The 15,901-nt window shown below is 30.1% G+C and carries 21 protein-coding genes; all 21 read right to left on the reverse strand.

The features are described from left to right. The 21 genes from ACZ49Z_RS03755 to ACZ49Z_RS03855 all read right to left on the reverse strand — a co-directional run bounded on the left by ACZ49Z_RS03755 (position 1) and on the right by ACZ49Z_RS03855 (position 15,889). On the reverse strand, positions 1-1,179 hold the full coding sequence (locus tag ACZ49Z_RS03755; protein WP_464306860.1) for a DUF2062 domain-containing protein: 1,179 nt from the start codon (positions 1,177-1,179) through the stop codon (positions 1-3). 2 nt (positions 1,180-1,181) lie between these two features. Then, entirely contained in the window at positions 1,182-1,664 is a 483-nt protein-coding gene (locus tag ACZ49Z_RS03760; RefSeq protein WP_464306861.1) for a hypothetical protein, read from the reverse strand. A gap of 3 nt (positions 1,665-1,667) precedes the next feature. Further along, positions 1,668-2,039, reverse strand: coding sequence for an ApeI family dehydratase (locus tag ACZ49Z_RS03765; RefSeq protein ID WP_464306862.1), 372 nt, complete (start codon positions 2,037-2,039; stop codon positions 1,668-1,670). Between the two features lie 4 nt (positions 2,040-2,043). Further along, positions 2,044-2,640, reverse strand: coding sequence for an outer membrane beta-barrel protein (locus ACZ49Z_RS03770; RefSeq protein ID WP_464306863.1), 597 nt, complete (start codon positions 2,638-2,640; stop codon positions 2,044-2,046). Positions 2,641-2,648: 8 nt separating this feature from the next. Further along, positions 2,649-3,290 (reverse strand): flexirubin biosynthesis protein LolB2, encoded by a 642-nt coding sequence (gene lolB2, locus ACZ49Z_RS03775; protein ID WP_464306864.1) that lies wholly within the window; start codon positions 3,288-3,290, stop codon positions 2,649-2,651. Further along, the gene (gene lolA2 / locus ACZ49Z_RS03780; RefSeq protein ID WP_464306865.1) at positions 3,256-3,888 is read right to left on the reverse strand and encodes a flexirubin biosynthesis/transport protein LolA2; all 633 of its coding nucleotides are present in this window, start codon (positions 3,886-3,888) and stop codon (positions 3,256-3,258) included. The genes lolB2 and lolA2 overlap by 35 nt, the downstream gene beginning before the upstream one ends. Further along, positions 3,878-4,528, reverse strand: a complete 651-nt coding sequence (locus tag ACZ49Z_RS03785) for a polysaccharide deacetylase family protein (RefSeq protein ID WP_464306866.1) — start codon at positions 4,526-4,528, stop codon at positions 3,878-3,880. Before ACZ49Z_RS03785 ends, lolA2 begins: the two co-directional genes overlap by 11 nt. Positions 4,529-4,647: 119 nt before the next feature. Beyond that, positions 4,648-5,712, reverse strand: coding sequence for a beta-ketoacyl synthase N-terminal-like domain-containing protein (locus ACZ49Z_RS03790; protein WP_464306867.1), 1,065 nt, complete (start codon positions 5,710-5,712; stop codon positions 4,648-4,650). Beyond that, a complete protein-coding gene (locus ACZ49Z_RS03795; protein ID WP_464306868.1) occupies positions 5,712-6,908 on the reverse strand; it encodes a beta-ketoacyl-[acyl-carrier-protein] synthase family protein in 1,197 nt (398 codons plus the stop codon). Before ACZ49Z_RS03795 ends, ACZ49Z_RS03790 begins: the two co-directional genes overlap by 1 nt. 95 nt (positions 6,909-7,003) lie before the next feature. Then, positions 7,004-7,261, reverse strand: coding sequence for a phosphopantetheine-binding protein (locus tag ACZ49Z_RS03800; protein WP_464306869.1), 258 nt, complete (start codon positions 7,259-7,261; stop codon positions 7,004-7,006). A 2-nt stretch (positions 7,262-7,263) separates the two neighbouring features. Beyond that, a complete protein-coding gene (locus tag ACZ49Z_RS03805; RefSeq protein ID WP_464306870.1) occupies positions 7,264-7,878 on the reverse strand; it encodes a 3-oxoacyl-ACP synthase in 615 nt (204 codons plus the stop codon). Beyond that, on the reverse strand, positions 7,868-9,001 hold the full coding sequence (locus ACZ49Z_RS03810; RefSeq protein ID WP_464306871.1) for a beta-ketoacyl synthase N-terminal-like domain-containing protein: 1,134 nt from the start codon (positions 8,999-9,001) through the stop codon (positions 7,868-7,870). The genes ACZ49Z_RS03805 and ACZ49Z_RS03810 overlap by 11 nt, the downstream gene beginning before the upstream one ends. Before the next feature lie 85 nt (positions 9,002-9,086). After that, positions 9,087-9,533, reverse strand: coding sequence for an acyl-CoA thioesterase (locus tag ACZ49Z_RS03815; protein ID WP_464306872.1), 447 nt, complete (start codon positions 9,531-9,533; stop codon positions 9,087-9,089). Beyond that, positions 9,511-10,773, reverse strand: a complete 1,263-nt coding sequence (locus tag ACZ49Z_RS03820; protein WP_464306873.1) for an ABC transporter permease — start codon at positions 10,771-10,773, stop codon at positions 9,511-9,513. The genes ACZ49Z_RS03815 and ACZ49Z_RS03820 overlap by 23 nt, the downstream gene beginning before the upstream one ends. A 7-nt stretch (positions 10,774-10,780) precedes the next feature. After that, entirely contained in the window at positions 10,781-11,533 is a 753-nt protein-coding gene (locus ACZ49Z_RS03825; RefSeq protein WP_464306874.1) for an ABC transporter ATP-binding protein, read from the reverse strand. Then, positions 11,533-12,531 carry a BtrH-related acyltransferase DarH gene (gene darH / locus ACZ49Z_RS03830; RefSeq protein ID WP_464306875.1) on the reverse strand — a complete coding sequence of 333 codons (999 nt, stop codon included), beginning with the start codon at positions 12,529-12,531 and terminating at the stop codon, positions 11,533-11,535. Before darH ends, ACZ49Z_RS03825 begins: the two co-directional genes overlap by 1 nt. Beyond that, positions 12,531-12,935, reverse strand: a complete 405-nt coding sequence (gene DarG, locus ACZ49Z_RS03835) for a flexirubin biosynthesis protein DarG (protein WP_464306876.1) — start codon at positions 12,933-12,935, stop codon at positions 12,531-12,533. Before DarG ends, darH begins: the two co-directional genes overlap by 1 nt. A gap of 20 nt (positions 12,936-12,955) precedes the next feature. Continuing rightward, positions 12,956-13,408 carry a hotdog family protein gene (locus ACZ49Z_RS03840; RefSeq protein ID WP_464306877.1) on the reverse strand — a complete coding sequence of 151 codons (453 nt, stop codon included), beginning with the start codon at positions 13,406-13,408 and terminating at the stop codon, positions 12,956-12,958. Beyond that, a complete protein-coding gene (locus tag ACZ49Z_RS03845) occupies positions 13,409-13,834 on the reverse strand; it encodes a hotdog family protein (RefSeq protein WP_464306878.1) in 426 nt (141 codons plus the stop codon). Between the two features lie 2 nt (positions 13,835-13,836). Further along, a complete protein-coding gene (gene darB / locus ACZ49Z_RS03850) occupies positions 13,837-14,970 on the reverse strand; it encodes a dialkylresorcinol biosynthesis protein DarB (RefSeq protein WP_464306879.1) in 1,134 nt (377 codons plus the stop codon). Positions 14,971-14,986: 16 nt separating this feature from the next. Next, positions 14,987-15,889 (reverse strand): dialkylrecorsinol condensing enzyme DarA, encoded by a 903-nt coding sequence (locus ACZ49Z_RS03855; protein WP_464306880.1) that lies wholly within the window; start codon positions 15,887-15,889, stop codon positions 14,987-14,989. Between the last annotated feature and the right edge of the window lie 12 nt (positions 15,890-15,901).

Below are 15,901 nucleotides of genomic sequence, written 5' to 3' on the forward strand. Positions count from 1 at the left end.
TTATTTTTTATTTTTAAAAGTATTAAAAATCATTAAGCACAAATAGGTAACAATTCCAAAAATAAAAGCTGCCAAGGTTGCTAAAACAACACTTCCTATCAGGTATTGCAATATATTATTTTGAATATTGTCAAAGGTAATTGATTTATCTAACTCTACTGAGTTATTATTTTCAAAAAAACAACCTCCAATCTTTAGTGAACCATAAATTATAAAAGGAATAAAAGGTGGAATACTTATATTAGAAGCTGCAAAGGAAATTGCCTTATTTAATTTAAAAAAAATGGACAACCCAATGACCAAAACTGTCTGAAAACCCCAAAATGGGCATATTCCTATAAAAACTCCGAGAGCAACAGACAATGCTTTTTTTAGTGGACTATCTTGATTGTGAAGTATGTTTTCAAGTATGAATCTCTTTATCCCTTTTTTTTTTAGGCTAAAGAATAAATCTCTAGGCTTAATATACAAAAGTGTTATAACAACCAAAATTGTATTTAATATACTTATTCTAGTAAAATCTTTAAATGGTCTAAAATGAGAAACTCGCTCAGAAGGATCGTATAAAACCTTAATAGGAACATTCTTTACAATTACTCCTTTCCATGCTGAACGAACTATGACTTCTATTTCGAATTCAAATTTTCTCGTAAAATATTTTTTAGGAATGCTCTTTAGAGGATATAATCTATAGCCTGATTGTGTGTCTTCTAGTTTTATTCCTGTTTCGAACCAAAACCAAAAATTTGAAAATTTATTTCCAAAACTACTCTTTTTGGGCACTCCTTCTTGAGTCATGTTTCTTCCTCCTATCAACAGGACATTTTTATCATTAACAACTTCATTGATAAAAACTGGTATATCTGATGCAAAATGTTGCCCATCAGAATCTATGGTAATAGCATACTCATAGCCTAAATCAATAGCTTTCTTAAATCCATTTCTCAAAGCCACTCCTTTTCCAGAATTTTTCTCATGATGAATCTGAACTAAATCAGAATAGTCTTTTAAAATAGTAGCTGTTTCATCTGTAGAGCCATCATTAACAATAACAACTCTATTGGTATATTCCAAAACTGAATTTAAAACTCGATTCAAAGTCTTATGATTATTGTATGTTGGAACAATAACACATATTTTTAACTCATCTATTATGTCTCTAACCGATTTTGAATCCATTGTTAATTTACTGAATCTTTTTCAGCCTTTGAAAAGCTTTTAGATTGAAATATAAAATTCTTTAGATATTCTTTTAATGAATTGGATTGATTCTTGTAATTCATCAGAATAAATTCCTTGTCTTCAGCAATATTTTTATTGTACTTAACAATTTTTGGCACATTTTCCTGAACACTCAATCTAATCATTCTTAATTCAACATTTTCAGGTTGCGAGGTGATACTTGATTCGATCAACTTCGCTCCTTCCTTAAATGTTTTTATTTTTTGACCTACTTTCTTCTCATATTTAGAAATCATGGCTAACGAAGCTCCTTTGTATGCAGATAAAACAACATTACCATCAACTGAAACTCCTTCCATTTTTTTCGCAAATTCTTTACTACTTGTTTCAGAGTCATATGCCTTTATATATAACTTTCTTATCTCTTCAACATTAGAGACAAAGAAAGACAGTACAAGTAGGAAAGAATAAATAGTCTTCATTTTTTATACTGTTTTATAAACACTAGACAATTTTAAAGCAGTTGTATCTCCAAAAAAAGTGGTATTTTTTACTTTCACAAGGTTATCATCTGTAAATACAAATTCCAATTCTAACTTTAACTCTGGATTCACAAAAGGATTAATTAAAGCCATAAACTTTACGTTTGAAACGCTTTGCATAAACAAAGAACGCTCGGTCATTTGCTCTGTTAATTCTTTAATAATTTGCATCATGCAAACACCTGGCATTATTGGATTTCCAGGAAAATGTCCTTCGAAAACAGGGTGTTCTTCATTAACCAAAATGATGACAACATATCTGTTATCATCATTTTTAGTTATAGATTTTATTGTATAAAAATTTTCTAAAATCATTTTTTTATTTTACATCAAAAGTATAAGTTGCACCAATACTAAAAACCACATTAGAATGATTACCATCTGAATAATCTAAAACCGGAATAATTCCTTTTTTAATTCTAGCTTCAATTCCAAAATTATCATTGAATTTATATCCCGCACCTAAAATAAAAGTTAAATCAACTTCACTATCAGTATTAAAATCGTCTTCAACTTGAAAATCTAACCCAGGACCAATATGTATATTAAATTTATCTGCAAAAGTAAATTTATTCATTATTTGAACCCCTAAATAAGAAACATTTAAAGTATTAGCATATTTATAATTACCATCTCTGAACTCGAACTTTGACCCTTGTCTCGAATAGTCAATTTCAGGTTGCAAAGTATAGTGATTTGTCAATTTTAAAGCGCCATAAAAACCAACATAAAAATCAGTCTTTGAACTAAACTCTCTTCTTTGCGAGTTAGAATCGTTGTAATAATAAGAATTATCACCTTTAGTAAAATGAGAAAAATTTAAACCTGCTCTAATTCCTGGTTTAAAAGTTACTTGAGCCTCAACTTGAGACAATCCCAAGATTGCAAAAAATGCAATAAAAATTTGTTTTTTCATAAATCAATTCATTTTTGTTTAAAATAATTCAATACAATTTTTAAATCAATATTATAATGTTGAATTACAATATTCTCGGCAAAAGTATTGTTTTTTGCATTAAAACTAATATTAATTTTTTGCTTTCTTTTAGAAGCATGAATAATATTAGTGAGTTTATTATCTATTTTTGAAAGTACGACGAAATCATACTTGTTTTTATTTAATGCCTTTAGTATTAAGGTTGTTTCATCTGCATAACTTTCAGAAATTTTAAATTCTTTTTTCAACAACAATCTAAAATCTTTTTTCAAAGTATTGACTAGAATTTTTTTATCTAGCTCTGACACAATAAAATTAACTTTAAATTCTTCTTCACCTATTTCAAAATCCAAAAGTTTATTTCCAAACTCCGTTGTAAAAACCACTCTGTGTATATCATCATTTATTTTTTTTGCTATAAATATTCCAGACAATTCATTTCCATATACAAAAATGTTAGCCTTATACACATAATCTATTTCTTTGCTAGAAAAATAACTTGGATAATAATTAGCTTCTTTTGTAGTAACTTTCTTTTGATCTTTAATAACATTATTTGTTCCACAAGATTGGCAAATAAATACTAGAAAAAAACTAATTATTAAAAACTGAATCTTCAATTTTCCCATTAATCTTTTTATTACTTAAAACAATTTTTGTGTAATCTTCCGATGATTCGATTAATTTAACCTGAATCACGGTTGCTTCTTCTTTATCAAATGTTAATTCTATCTGTTTGATGTATTTTTTAAGTGAAGCATCTTTTGGTATTAATCTCGTAATATTATTTGCCTTTGTTTTAAAAAAAGAAATATTAAATTCTTTTTCATCAAACATATTCCCACTAACACTACCTATAATTAAAGTATTTATTTTTCCGAAAATTTTACTATTCCCAATATCTACCGTATTCTTTTTACCTTCATCATCGATGAATATTTTATTATTTTTGAATAGAATAGAATAATTATAGGGTTTTTTATATTGCCATTTCAACAAATTAGGAGTAGAAAAATACATTTTCCCTGAACTTTCTATATCCTTGGAAAGAAAATCCATGTGTTTGTACTGTGTAAAATCTGTAGTTAATGTTTGAATCTTTTTAGCTACTGCATTTACTTTTTGTTTGAATGCTTTTATTTCTGTATCATTCATTTTCTCTTCCTGAGCATTACTCACCCAAAAAAACAAACTTAAAAATATTATTAGTATTTTATTACTCTTCATATGCTTTTAAATTGAGTAGTTCTGTTGTTGCGACTACTTTATAATTATTATTTTGCAAAAATAGCAATAATCGTTCCAAAACGCGAACAGTTGTTAACGAAGTATCATGTAAAAGTATTATTCCTCCTGGTGAAACTCTTTTTATTATCCTTTTATATATTATTTCTTCATTTTTCAAAACACCGTCCAATGATCTTATATTCCAACCAATTACATCATATTTAGCACTTCTCAAAGCCTTAGAAATAGCAGGATTTGTCACTCCATAGGGCGGTCTAAAAAAACGTACTTGTTTACCTGTATATTTTTTTATAATTTCATCAGTATCAACTAACTCTTCAATAATTTTCTTTTTTCCAAAGAAATCAAAAAAATGAGAATGCGAAAAAGAATGATTTCCTATCAAATGGCCTTGCTTATCTATTTGACATAGAATGTCAGGATGTTTTTCTATATTTTTACCAATACAAAAAAAGGTAGCTTTGGCATCATATTTCCTTAATAAAGCTAGTATTTGTGGTGTTATTAAACTAGGTCCGTCATCAAAAGTTATTGCAATTTGTTTTTCTTTTACTTCAGGATTGCTACAAAACGTTTTAACATGAACACTCCACTGAATAGAAAAAGAACCAATTAACAAAAGAATAAACCTAAACCCCAAAAGAACACAATAGTACCACCACTCTACTGATATATAGAAGCTAGAGAGGAATAACAAGAAAAAAAATGCAAGAAAAAAAACATTAATCTTTTTATAACTTAACATCTAGTAATTAATGTAAAACTATGATCAATTCCTTTATACTGATTATACAAAACTATAGTTTTATAGTCTGGTTTCACAACTCCATTCACCTTCAAAATATCTGGAATTTCTTGATTTTTAATAATCTTACTACCAATCCATAATCCAAAAGAAGAGGCTGTGTTATATTCTCCACTTAAATGCTTATAATATACTTGCGGTGTATTTTTAAAAATAGTCCCTGACAAATGTGAATAATAAACATCATATTCTACATCTCCATTGTAGCCCAAAACAACTGCATCTATATTATCAATCTCTAATTTATTTTTTTTCAAAAAAACTTTTAATCTTTCTTCAACTTCATTGATCTCCAAAACATTATTCATTTCTACATCTACAATTTCAGCATACGTAGTTGTTGTTTTTTGGTTTTCTAGAACAAAAAAAGTTGCTCCTTCTCCATATACTGCTCCTTTTGTTTTAGATTTTAAAACATTGTAAGGTGCTTCGTTATCTGGTTTAATAATCCCTGCTAATTTGAATAATCTTGAAGTATAATCGCTCATTTCATCAATTCCTCCAACGAGAATCGCTGATGATTCATCTGCATCTATCTGCATTTTCGCATCTAGGATAGCCGACTCAAAAGAGACTGCTGCATTGACGTAGGTGAAGTTATAAGCCTTACATTGAATTCCTAAAGCTATTTGCGACCCGACAGTATTATGTGTGGACTGAATAAAAGATGTTGGTGTTAAAAACTCTTCATTATTATCTATTAATGCTTTTAAAAACTTATCTGAATCTTCAATACATCCCATTCCTGTTCCAGTAATTATAGCATCTAGCTTTTCTACATTAGCTTCTTTCATTGCTAAATTAGCCGCTACAATACCGTTTTTCACTCCCTTAGCCATACGCCTTATCGCTGCTGGAGGAATAAAATCTTTATAAACAGGTGTTTTTATTGGAAGAACATTTTCGCTTACATTATATTCAAACTCTTCTTCAAAAGAATTTTCAAATGTTTTTTGTGCAGAAACACACCCTAGTCCATTAATATATGTCTTTCCCATTAGTTTTTAGAAAAAATTACTGTTGAGCAGTTTCCTCCAAATCCAAATGAATTAGACAAAACATGATCAATATTCTTATTTTTTAATGTTGTTTGCGGAATCATATTAAACTCACTCATAGGTGTCTTAAAATTCAAATTTGGAAAAACCACGTTGTTTTGAATCGCTAAAACACTATAAACAGCCTCAATTGCCGCTGCAGCTGCTAAAGTATGTCCTGTAAATGGTTTCGTTGAGCTAAAATCTGGCACATTTGCTTCACCAAACATTCTGATTATTGCTCTTCCTTCAGACAAGTCATTATTTGGTGTAGCTGTTCCATGAACGTTTATATAATCTATTTTAGACGGTTCTAATCCTGAAACTTGAAAAGCTTTTTCCATAGCTAAAAAAGCCCCTTCTCCATTTTCAGAAGAAGCAGTTTGATGAAATGCATCATTTGCGTTTCCATAACCCGAAACTCTTGCCAATACTTTTTTATTCTCTTTTGCAACAACCTCATCAGACTCCAGAACAAGAAAAGCCGCTGCTTCTCCCAAATTTAATCCTTTTCTATCATTATCAAAAGGAGTATTATAGGTATCAGACAAAATCATTAAGGTTTTGAACCCATTGATGGTAAATTTTGCCAAAGCATCAGTTCCACCCACGATTACACGATCTAACTTTCCTGATTTAATTAATCGAGCTCCCATCATTATGGAATTTGCCGCTGACGAACACGCTGTACTTATGGTTGTTACCAACCCTTTCAATCCTAATTCATCAGCGATTTTTTGTGCTACATCTCCTCCATCATGAGCTCTAATATATTTTACAACCTCGGGATTTTCAAAATATTCATAATAATATCTTTCTGTCATATCCATACCTCCTACACTAGAAGCTGAAATCAATCCTGTTTTATATTCATTGATTGACTTTATTCCTGCATTGGCAACAGCTTGTTTCGCAGCAATTGCTCCTAGCATGGCTGTTCTAGAAAAATTATTATCTTCAGAAAGATTTAATTCTGCTGCTAATTCATTGTTGGTCTTTTTTATTTCACCAACTTTTATAACATCTTTATGAACCGTAACAATATTCTCTATAGTTGAAATTCCTATATTTCCATTTAGTAATGATTCTAAATTTTCTTCTACCGTATTCCCGATAGCAGAAATAATTCCCATTCCAGTTATTGCTACACCTTTCATTTGTTATAATATTTTATTTTAGCAACTTTTAATTTTTCGAACAAGAAACATACCTTTAAAAAAGGTATAGTCTCTGTTTTTTATAGAAAATTTTATTACTTTGTTCTGTGCTCAGTTATATAAGCAGCCATTGTTTCTACCGATTCAAAAATACTTTTTCCTAACTTTGGATCTACCAATTTTATCCCGTATTCTTTATCTAACAAAACAATTAACTCTAAAGCATCAATAGAATCTAATCCTAAACCATCTCCAAATAAAGGATCATTGTCATTAATATCTTCTACATTAACGTCTTCTAAATTTAACACTTCAATAATTTTTCCTTTTAACTCTTGTTTTAATGCTTCCATAATTATCTATTAAATTCTATTTCTAAATTTTCTTTTGTATGTTTTATTTCCCCTTGATTTGAAACCAAATAAAAAAAACCTTTATATTCTTCTTCAAAATATTCAACCCATCCACAAAGCACTTTCTCCGCTTTTTTTGTCCTTATAAGAACATTAGCATAATTTTCCATAAATGAAAAATTAAAGGTGTCAAATATAAAAAAAGAATTCTCACTTTTCAATTGATGCCTAATGCTAATTTCTCCCAAACAAATATTAGGTAATGTATAAACAAAAACTGCCGGACTTGGAAAGTAGTTTTCTTTATCAGAAATTGAATTTTGGAATTTCACATCGGTATCTAAACTTGAGGATTTATTAGCAAATAACAAAGCAATATCATTTTCTTCCGAATCATTAACAACGGATTTTAATAACAATTCTGCTCCTATAAAAGCTAACTTGCTTAAGTTATCCATTTTAAAAAACTTTGGATAATTAAAGTCCATTTCTTGATATACTTTTTTAGCAAAACCAGCAAAGTCTACTGTTTTATCTAAAAAAACATCCATACCGTTCAACAGAATTTTGTTTTGTTGAATAGTACAGAACGAATGTATGTATATATTATTTTCCAAATTCATTTGTTTTTTGAAATATAACTGCTGTATTACAACCTCCAAATCCAGAAGCTGTTTTTAAAAAACAATTTAACGGTTTAAACTCATTTTTTTCTATAACATTTATGGACTGACTTACTCCAATTTCGTCAAAGCCTAAAGATGCAATCAATACATTCTGTAGCAATGTTTGAATCCCTATTACAGTTTCCAACAATCCTGAAGCACCTAACGTATGTCCATAATATCCTTTTAAACTATTAACAGGAACATTCTCCAGGTTTTTTCTATTAAACGCAATTGCTTCCATTTCATCATTAAAAGGAGTTGCTGTACCATGAGCAGAAATATAATCTATATGATTTTCATCTACTTTTGCTTCCAACATAGCACTTTCAATACTTCTCACCAAGCCTTCTCCTGTTCTGGAAGGTCCTGAAATATGATTTGCGTCATTTATAGATCCATCTCCTAACACTTCAACCAAAGCATTTTTAACCTCTGAAGTCACTAATACCGCTGCAGTTGCTTCACCAAGACTAACACCTGTCCTATTTTTAGAATAGGGCTTACATGGTTCATTACTCATGGCTTGAAAAGAATTAAATCCTGACAGTACAAATTCTGACACTAAATCTCCAGCAACAATAAACACATTACTGTATTGATCACTTTGAATTAATCTTTTCGCTACTGAAATTGCCAGAACGCCAGAAACGCAAGCATTAGACACCACAATTGGTTCTGTTTTGAAACCAAAAAAACCAGCTACTTTTTTAGCTAATTTATTCAATTGTGCTGTTTCAACATTATTCGCTAATGCTTTAATATTCCCTTTGGTTGTTGAAAGTAAAAAAGCCGTATTTTCTTGAACTAATGATTCTTCAACTATTGGCTGCAAAGCCAAAATCATCATTTTTTCTAGTTTGGTAAATGTTAAATCTGATGAAATTTTGCTAAAAGCAGCATTTAGTTTAGCTTCATCTATTATGGACGCATAAAAAGGTTCCTTCATTAAAGTTTCATCTTCATATCTTTTTATTCCGCTATTTCCTTCTAAAACATTCTCAATATTTTCCTTCACATCAAAACCTAGTGGTGTGATGCAGTTAATTTTAGATATGTAGACTTTTTTAAGCATTTTCTCTTTTTTGAAATGTTCTATATTATCATTGACACTACATTCTTACTTTTTGAATTAAAATAATTTCAAATAACAATTGACATTACCTTAATAATCCAACTTTTCTTTTCCATTCTTCATAAAAAGGAGGATTAGTTAGCATTAGTTCTCCTTCTTTATTTAAAAAAACCTGAATAGTTTCTCCTGTACAAGCAATTTCACCCTGAGCATTAAATATTTTATATCTATAAATCATCTTTGCTGCAGGTGTATCTACAATTGTAGTTTCAATGCGGAAAACATCTCCATATTTTAATGACAGTTTATGCTCACAGGTAGACTTCACTATAGGTGTTGTGAAGCCACTATCAAACACATCTAAATAGGACAATCCATGTTTTCTACCAAATGCTTCTCTACCATCTTCAAAATAAGTAATATAGTATCCATGCCAAACAATTCCTAATGGATCCGTCTCATTAAAACGAACCCTCACTTCCTGACTTACAACTAATTCATCTGCTTCTTTAAACACTTCTTTTCTTCTCATCGTATATAATTGCTATTGTCGTTGTAGTAATAAAAAACACAAATAATAAACCTAATTCGGGTAAAATATCAAATATTGATGAACTGCGCAAAAGTACATCATAAAAAGCATTTAATCCCCAATTCATTGGCGAACATTTTGCTACCATTTGCATCACTTTAGGCATAGCAAAAACAGGCACCCACACTCCTCCAACTGCTGCTAACACAATGGTTGCTGTTGCACCAAAAGGAGCCGATTGCTCTTGCGTTTTTGCAATTGTTCCAATAAGAACTCCAAAACCAATAGCAGCAAAACCAGAGAATAACGCTACAATCGTCATCAAAATTAATTTTCCTTCAATATCCAGAGCAGGTAATCCTATATGTGGAAAAACAAAAACCGCCAATAAAACCATCATAAAAAACTGAATCAAACAAATTACAGCATATGTAATTGTTTTACCCAACAAGACTATTGCATAGGGAACTGGATTTGTTCTAAGACGAACAAAAGTTCCTTGATTTTTTTCTTTAACAATATTAATGGATAATGGAATTACAATGAAGAAAATCGCAAACAATGTCCACGCTGGAACATTATGTTGCACAGAATTAGGAATTATTTCCTTATTATCATTTCTTGGAATTATTTCTTTAAATGAAATAAAATTACCTTGTTCAAATCCACCTACACTTTCTCCTAGTTGATCTTGAAAAGCAGCATAAATAGACTGTGTTTCTATTTGAGAAATCATTTTATCAACTGTATTCATCACCGCATTTTTAAAGCTCATTTGCACTGCTGGATCGAAATATAGTCTTACTTCCTTTTGTCTTATTTTTTCTTGACTTACAATAGTTTGCGCTTCATCTTCTGTAAAACTATTTATTATTTTATCAACATTCTGATTTATTTTAGATTGTAAATCAACACTCAATTTTGAAGGAATGACTATTGCAAGTTGATATTTTCCTTTAAAAACGTATTCTTTAGCCTGATTTTCCGTTATTTCCTTTCCATCAATTTCTGTCTCTACAGAAAAGGCATCACTTTTTTGTAAATTTTCAATAACTGATTGAGAAACTATTCCATTGTCATTATTAACTAATAGAATTGGCATTTTAGAATCTTTTACCTTTTTAAAAGTACTGTCTTGAATTAGTGTAACCGTTATAATGAGAACTAGTGGCATTACAAACAAAATAATTACACCTCCTAAATCTCTTTTAAGCAGCAAAAATTCTTTGTATATTGACATGAAAAGTTTATACATCATCTCGCAATTCTTTACCTGTTAACGATATAAAAACATCTTCTAAGTTCCTAGCTTCTTCGGTGTTTTTTATTAGATATTCCGGTGTTCCTTGTGCAAATATTTTTCCTTTATCTACTATTGCTATTTCTCTACAAAAATCCTGAGCTTCTGTCAAATGGTGAGAGGTATAGACAATTGTTGTTCCATTCTGATTAATTTTCTTCAAATAATCAATAATTGCATTTTTAGATTGTACATCAACCCCAACAGTTGGTTCATCTAGAAATAAAACTTTTGGATCATGAAGAATCCCTGCAATAAGATTAACCCTTCTTTTCATTCCTCCAGAAAAAGTTTCTACTCTTTTATCTGCAAATTTCAACAAACCTAATAAATCTAAACACTCAACCACTTTTTCTTTTAGTACTTTCCCTTTTAGACCATACATACTTCCAAAATACAACAAATTTTCTCTTGCTGTCATTGTTCCATACAATGCATATTCTTGAGGGACTACACCTATTATCTTTTTTATTTTTAAGGAATTATCTGCATACATTAGATTGGCAATTGTAAAACTCCCAGAAGTTGGTTTTACCAAACCACAAAGTATGGAAATAAGCGTAGTCTTTCCTGCTCCATTAGGACCTAACAATCCATAAATTTCACCTTCATTAATAGTCAAAGAAAAGTCTTCCAAAGAAAAATACTCTGCATCTTTATATCTTTTCGACAATGAATTTATCTGGATAATAGGTTGCATTAACTAATTGCCAATTTTAATTTCTTAAAAAAAACTTCTTCCTTATCAGCAATTACTAAAAGTTCATTAGCAATTGTATTATAAGCATCAACTTGAGTACTTCTATTCTTATAGATTCTTGAAGCATTCACTGCAAAATCTCTCCACATATCCCCTATTATTGTCATTTCTGCGGAAAGTTCTTTTAATTTTTCATTTTTTAAAATAACAGAAGCTTCTTGTAAAAATGCCGCATAAATAAATCTAAATCCTCCCCCACCTGTTCCTATTTCTTCTTGCATTCTTACTATTTGAGCGAGGTAGTGGTTTGCTTTTTTTGTACCGTGTTTTTTAGGCCATTTTTTAATTTTGTTAGCTACAAATCGAATACCTTTTACCCCTATTATTGGTACAGGAGCAAGCATATCTCTACAAGTATTTTTTATTCCTTTTATAATAGCTCCTTCCAAATCTATCTTTTCAGGAATATACACAGGATAATACATCTGACCTCGAGGTGCGAAAGCTCCTTTTGCAAATCGAACCTTATTTAATTCATCATGAGTTAAAGTAGTCACTGTTTCCATCACTGGATCACTAATCAAATAATCCGTTTCTGTTTTTCCATAGACAACTAAATTATGTGCATTAAAGTGAAAACGATACTCATCAGGAAAATACGTTAGATTAAAAACACCAACCTGTAATCCCGTAGGAATGTTTTTCTTTAAATTTTCATCCAATGCTTTAGAAGCATTGATTTCACTAGAAAACTTAACTCTTTTCACTTTAAGCCCTAAACGCTTAGCGAATTTATTAAAAATGGACCCAGGCATTGGTCTATAGCTAATTGCTGGAGCGTAATTGACTTTCAAAAAAGGCAAATAAACAAAAAAAAGTCCAGATCCAATACCAAAAACCATTGGTTCACTGACATTGAATCCGTTATGTTTTAATAAATTTGAAGCAACTCCATTTTCGCAATGTGCAGATTGATGATGCGTAAAGTTCGTTTCCATTATTCTGTTTTAAAGTTTTTCAATTCCTCTAGCGATATATTAAACGCATTAGCATACCTCATTAAAACAGAATCACTTAAGGTTTTAAATATTTTAGGTTTAAAATGACGTTTTACTCTCCATCTCCACATCTCTACATAGCTGGCAAGAATACCAATATCCATTTTATTAAGCTCCATAAAATAATAAATAGGGCTCATCTCTCCATTAGCCACTCTTTCCTTAGCCTCATTTATTCGTTCATTAATTTCTTCTAAAGAATTATTTAATGCTATTGTTTTAGGTTCCCAACCAGAACTCAAAGTTGTCACATAGTTTCCTTCCTTATCTGTAGCATAAATAAGCTCTTTTATATTACTTTTTGATAGATTACTATTATCCTGTGGTACTTCTTCTTCTTTCATTCTTATTGTTTTGAATAAAACTATTTTCTTTCCTGAATAAACAAATTTATTTCGCCTTCAAGAATCAACTTTTCTTCTATAAAAGTTTGGCATTTCATAGTACACAAAGTATAATCATCAGTCACAAAAGTTGATATCAGTTTCGCTTTATTTCTTATGGTTTCACCTACTTTAGCCAAAGAATATACTTTCAAACTCTTCAAAGCACTTATAAATCCAATTACGTTTACTTCTTCTCTGTCCTCATTGTTTTCATCTACATAAAATCCTTTGGCTACAATCGAAGAACACGTTTGCGCAGCATTTTCAATTAATCCTGCTTCTATAAAACACCTATTCTGTACAAAAATATTATCTTCTTTAATGCTAAAAATAGTCTCTACAAATTCAGCATTTATAACAACTATTTCATCGACCATTAACATTGGTTTTCTGTGAGGCAAGTAGTTCTTTATGTCTATAGAAACTTCCATTTATTTAGCTAAAACTGTTTTCATTTGCCCTATAGCTAAAACTTCCTCATTTGATTTTGTAATGATATCCACTAAGGTGATACCTCCAAACTCTTGGAGAATGGAAACTTCTGTTTGAATTTCCTCATTCAAAATTGGCAATCTATTAATTTTTACTTCTTTAATTGAGCCAATATATCCAGTAGGTGCTTTTTCTTTTCTTAAATGATAGGCATACCCTGTATGCAAAGCTACAGACTGAGCCATATGCTCCACCAAACCAGATTCTAAAAAGAATTCCCCATTAAAAAAAATATTATCTCGTGTTATTGTGAATCCAGAAACCAATGATGTTGTGGTAAAGTCATACATTTTATCTACCATTACAAAAGGAAACTTTTGCGGTAATAATTCTTCAACTATATTTTTTTCTAAAATTATTTCCATTTTTAGCAAACTGTTAAATAGGCATATGCAAATGAAAATCTTCCACTCTCTGGAACAGAAAGCAAAATTTTTTCTCCTTTTTTTAGTCTTCCAGAATTCATTAACTCATCCAGAGCTAAATAAATTGATGCTGAACCCACATTTCCTACATTAGACAAATTCATAAACCACTTTTCAAAAGGCAAATCTATACCATTTTCAGACAATGAATTTTTCAAACCATCAACAAAGAAATTTGAAGAAACATGTGGCAAAAAATAATCAATATCATTAGATGTTATTTTATTTTTATCCATTGCATTCTTCATACTTTCCGCTCCTTTAACTAAAATATTTTTATCTAATATTTTAACATCTTGCTTAATAGAAAAAACAGATTCATTAAACAATTCCTCGGTGCTATATTCACTCCAAGGTTTGATATTTCCATCTTCTAGTTTATCTCCTCCTGCATACATGCATGCTTCTAACTCATAAGCAAAAGAATATGCATCCATCCACTCTATTTTTAACGAAATAGGTCCTCTTGGTTGGTTTTCTAATAAAAATGCTCCTGCACCATCAGAAAGCATCCAACGAAGAAAGTCTTTCTTAAAAGCTATTATTGGTTGTTCTTCAAGATTTTTAAGATTTGTTATCTCTTGTTCATATTTATTTGCTTTCATCCAAGTAGAAACCTTTTCTGAACCAGTACAAACTGCATTTTTAGTATTTCCTGATTTTACAGAAAGATAGCCAAATTTTAATGAATTCATACCCGCACAACAAACACCAGATGATGAATTTAATTCAACTGATTGATTTTTCAACAATCCATGAACCATTGCTGCATGTGAAGGTAAAAAAACATCTGGAGTTGACGTCCCACAAGACAACAATTCCATATCTTTCGATGTGAACTGATCATCAAATAGGCTTTCAACAGCATTTTTCGTTAACTCAGCATTATTATGAGTACTATTCCCTTCTTTATCTATAGCATAATAACGACTTGTTATTTTATTATTTCTTAAAACTATCCTTCTTGCTTTTGAGGCTGTATCGTTAATAAATCCCAAATAATTTTCCATTTCTTCATTTGAAACGGCTTCATTTGGCAAATATTTTCCAGTTTTTGTAATGTAAACTTCAAACATAATTCAATTAAATCTGCTAAACTCCTTGATAATACTGTTTTTCCTTTTGTATTGCATTCCTTTTTAATGGATATGTAAAAATGTGCAAGATATACACAATTGGTGATATTAACCAAATTGCAAACCATAAATAAACATTAAATATTTTTAACCAAAATTTTCTATTATCACTCCTCTTCTCTATAAAAGAAGACCATTTCTTAAAAATTTTATTTGCCGTTTTATCTACTTTAACTAAATAAGAACTAATTTTCACAGCTCCTTGTGCAACTAATTCTTTCTGCAAATTGGAAAAATCTTCCTTCTGTAACGCTTTTAAAATTGTTTCTCCAAACTTAGAAGATTCCAAAATATCCTTGTCTGAAACTCCTGGCAAAGGAAAAATTCCTAAATATCTTTTTTTCACACCTGAAAACATCCATTTCACTATTGTCACCACACTTATAAGATTACCAACTCTATCAACAAGAGCTATATTTCCTTTCAGAACAGCGTTGTTTTCTTTCAACAGCACCTTCATTTTTTCTTGAGCCATTACCCACATATTCCTAGAACCATTGATAGTTACAACTGGAGTGTTTTGAAATATTATTTTTGCTTTAGGATGTTTTAAAAAAGAAGTTACTGGCACAGATGGTGACAAATACCATACTTGATAGTGAAACAATATCAAATCATATCTTTTATTCAAAATATCTTCTGGCAACTCTTCTATTTCACTTGGTTTTTGTAAAAAGGTTTCAGGAAAAACATCAAAAAAAGCGTCTTTATTCCAAGGAAATGGAAACTCTTTTTTCATTTTTATTTCATACCAATCCACATTTATATCTTCAGAATTTGATAATGGTTTTATAATATTTTCGGCAATTGTTTTCAATTGTCCTGATTGAGAATAATATATAATAAGGATATTTTTCATTTTCGATTATTT

The sequence above is a fragment of the Flavobacterium sp. KY-23415 genome (genome assembly GCF_055384985.1).

Excerpts from the sequence above, each read along its gene's own strand:
- ACZ49Z_RS03755 (WP_464306860.1), bottom strand. The coding sequence starts at position 1,179 with ATGGATTCAAAATCGGTTAGAGACATAATAGATGAGTTAAAAATATGT.
- ACZ49Z_RS03760 (WP_464306861.1), bottom strand. The coding sequence starts at position 1,664 with ATGAAGACTATTTATTCTTTCCTACTTGTACTGTCTTTCTTTGTCTCT.
- ACZ49Z_RS03765 (WP_464306862.1), bottom strand. The coding sequence starts at position 2,039 with ATGATTTTAGAAAATTTTTATACAATAAAATCTATAACTAAAAATGAT.
- ACZ49Z_RS03770 (WP_464306863.1), bottom strand. The coding sequence starts at position 2,640 with ATGAAAAAACAAATTTTTATTGCATTTTTTGCAATCTTGGGATTGTCT.
- lolB2 (WP_464306864.1), bottom strand. The coding sequence starts at position 3,290 with ATGGGAAAATTGAAGATTCAGTTTTTAATAATTAGTTTTTTTCTAGTA.
- lolA2 (WP_464306865.1), bottom strand. The coding sequence starts at position 3,888 with ATGAAGAGTAATAAAATACTAATAATATTTTTAAGTTTGTTTTTTTGG.
- ACZ49Z_RS03790 (WP_464306867.1), bottom strand. The coding sequence starts at position 5,712 with ATGGGAAAGACATATATTAATGGACTAGGGTGTGTTTCTGCACAAAAA.
- ACZ49Z_RS03795 (WP_464306868.1), bottom strand. The coding sequence starts at position 6,908 with ATGAAAGGTGTAGCAATAACTGGAATGGGAATTATTTCTGCTATCGGG.
- ACZ49Z_RS03800 (WP_464306869.1), bottom strand. The coding sequence starts at position 7,261 with ATGGAAGCATTAAAACAAGAGTTAAAAGGAAAAATTATTGAAGTGTTA.
- ACZ49Z_RS03810 (WP_464306871.1), bottom strand. The coding sequence starts at position 9,001 with ATGCTTAAAAAAGTCTACATATCTAAAATTAACTGCATCACACCACTA.
- ACZ49Z_RS03815 (WP_464306872.1), bottom strand. The coding sequence starts at position 9,533 with ATGAGAAGAAAAGAAGTGTTTAAAGAAGCAGATGAATTAGTTGTAAGT.
- ACZ49Z_RS03820 (WP_464306873.1), bottom strand. The coding sequence starts at position 10,773 with ATGTCAATATACAAAGAATTTTTGCTGCTTAAAAGAGATTTAGGAGGT.
- ACZ49Z_RS03825 (WP_464306874.1), bottom strand. The coding sequence starts at position 11,533 with ATGCAACCTATTATCCAGATAAATTCATTGTCGAAAAGATATAAAGAT.
- darH (WP_464306875.1), bottom strand. The coding sequence starts at position 12,531 with ATGGAAACGAACTTTACGCATCATCAATCTGCACATTGCGAAAATGGA.
- DarG (WP_464306876.1), bottom strand. The coding sequence starts at position 12,935 with ATGAAAGAAGAAGAAGTACCACAGGATAATAGTAATCTATCAAAAAGT.
- ACZ49Z_RS03840 (WP_464306877.1), bottom strand. The coding sequence starts at position 13,408 with ATGGAAGTTTCTATAGACATAAAGAACTACTTGCCTCACAGAAAACCA.
- ACZ49Z_RS03845 (WP_464306878.1), bottom strand. The coding sequence starts at position 13,834 with ATGGAAATAATTTTAGAAAAAAATATAGTTGAAGAATTATTACCGCAA.
- darB (WP_464306879.1), bottom strand. The coding sequence starts at position 14,970 with ATGTTTGAAGTTTACATTACAAAAACTGGAAAATATTTGCCAAATGAA.
- ACZ49Z_RS03855 (WP_464306880.1), bottom strand. The coding sequence starts at position 15,889 with ATGAAAAATATCCTTATTATATATTATTCTCAATCAGGACAATTGAAA.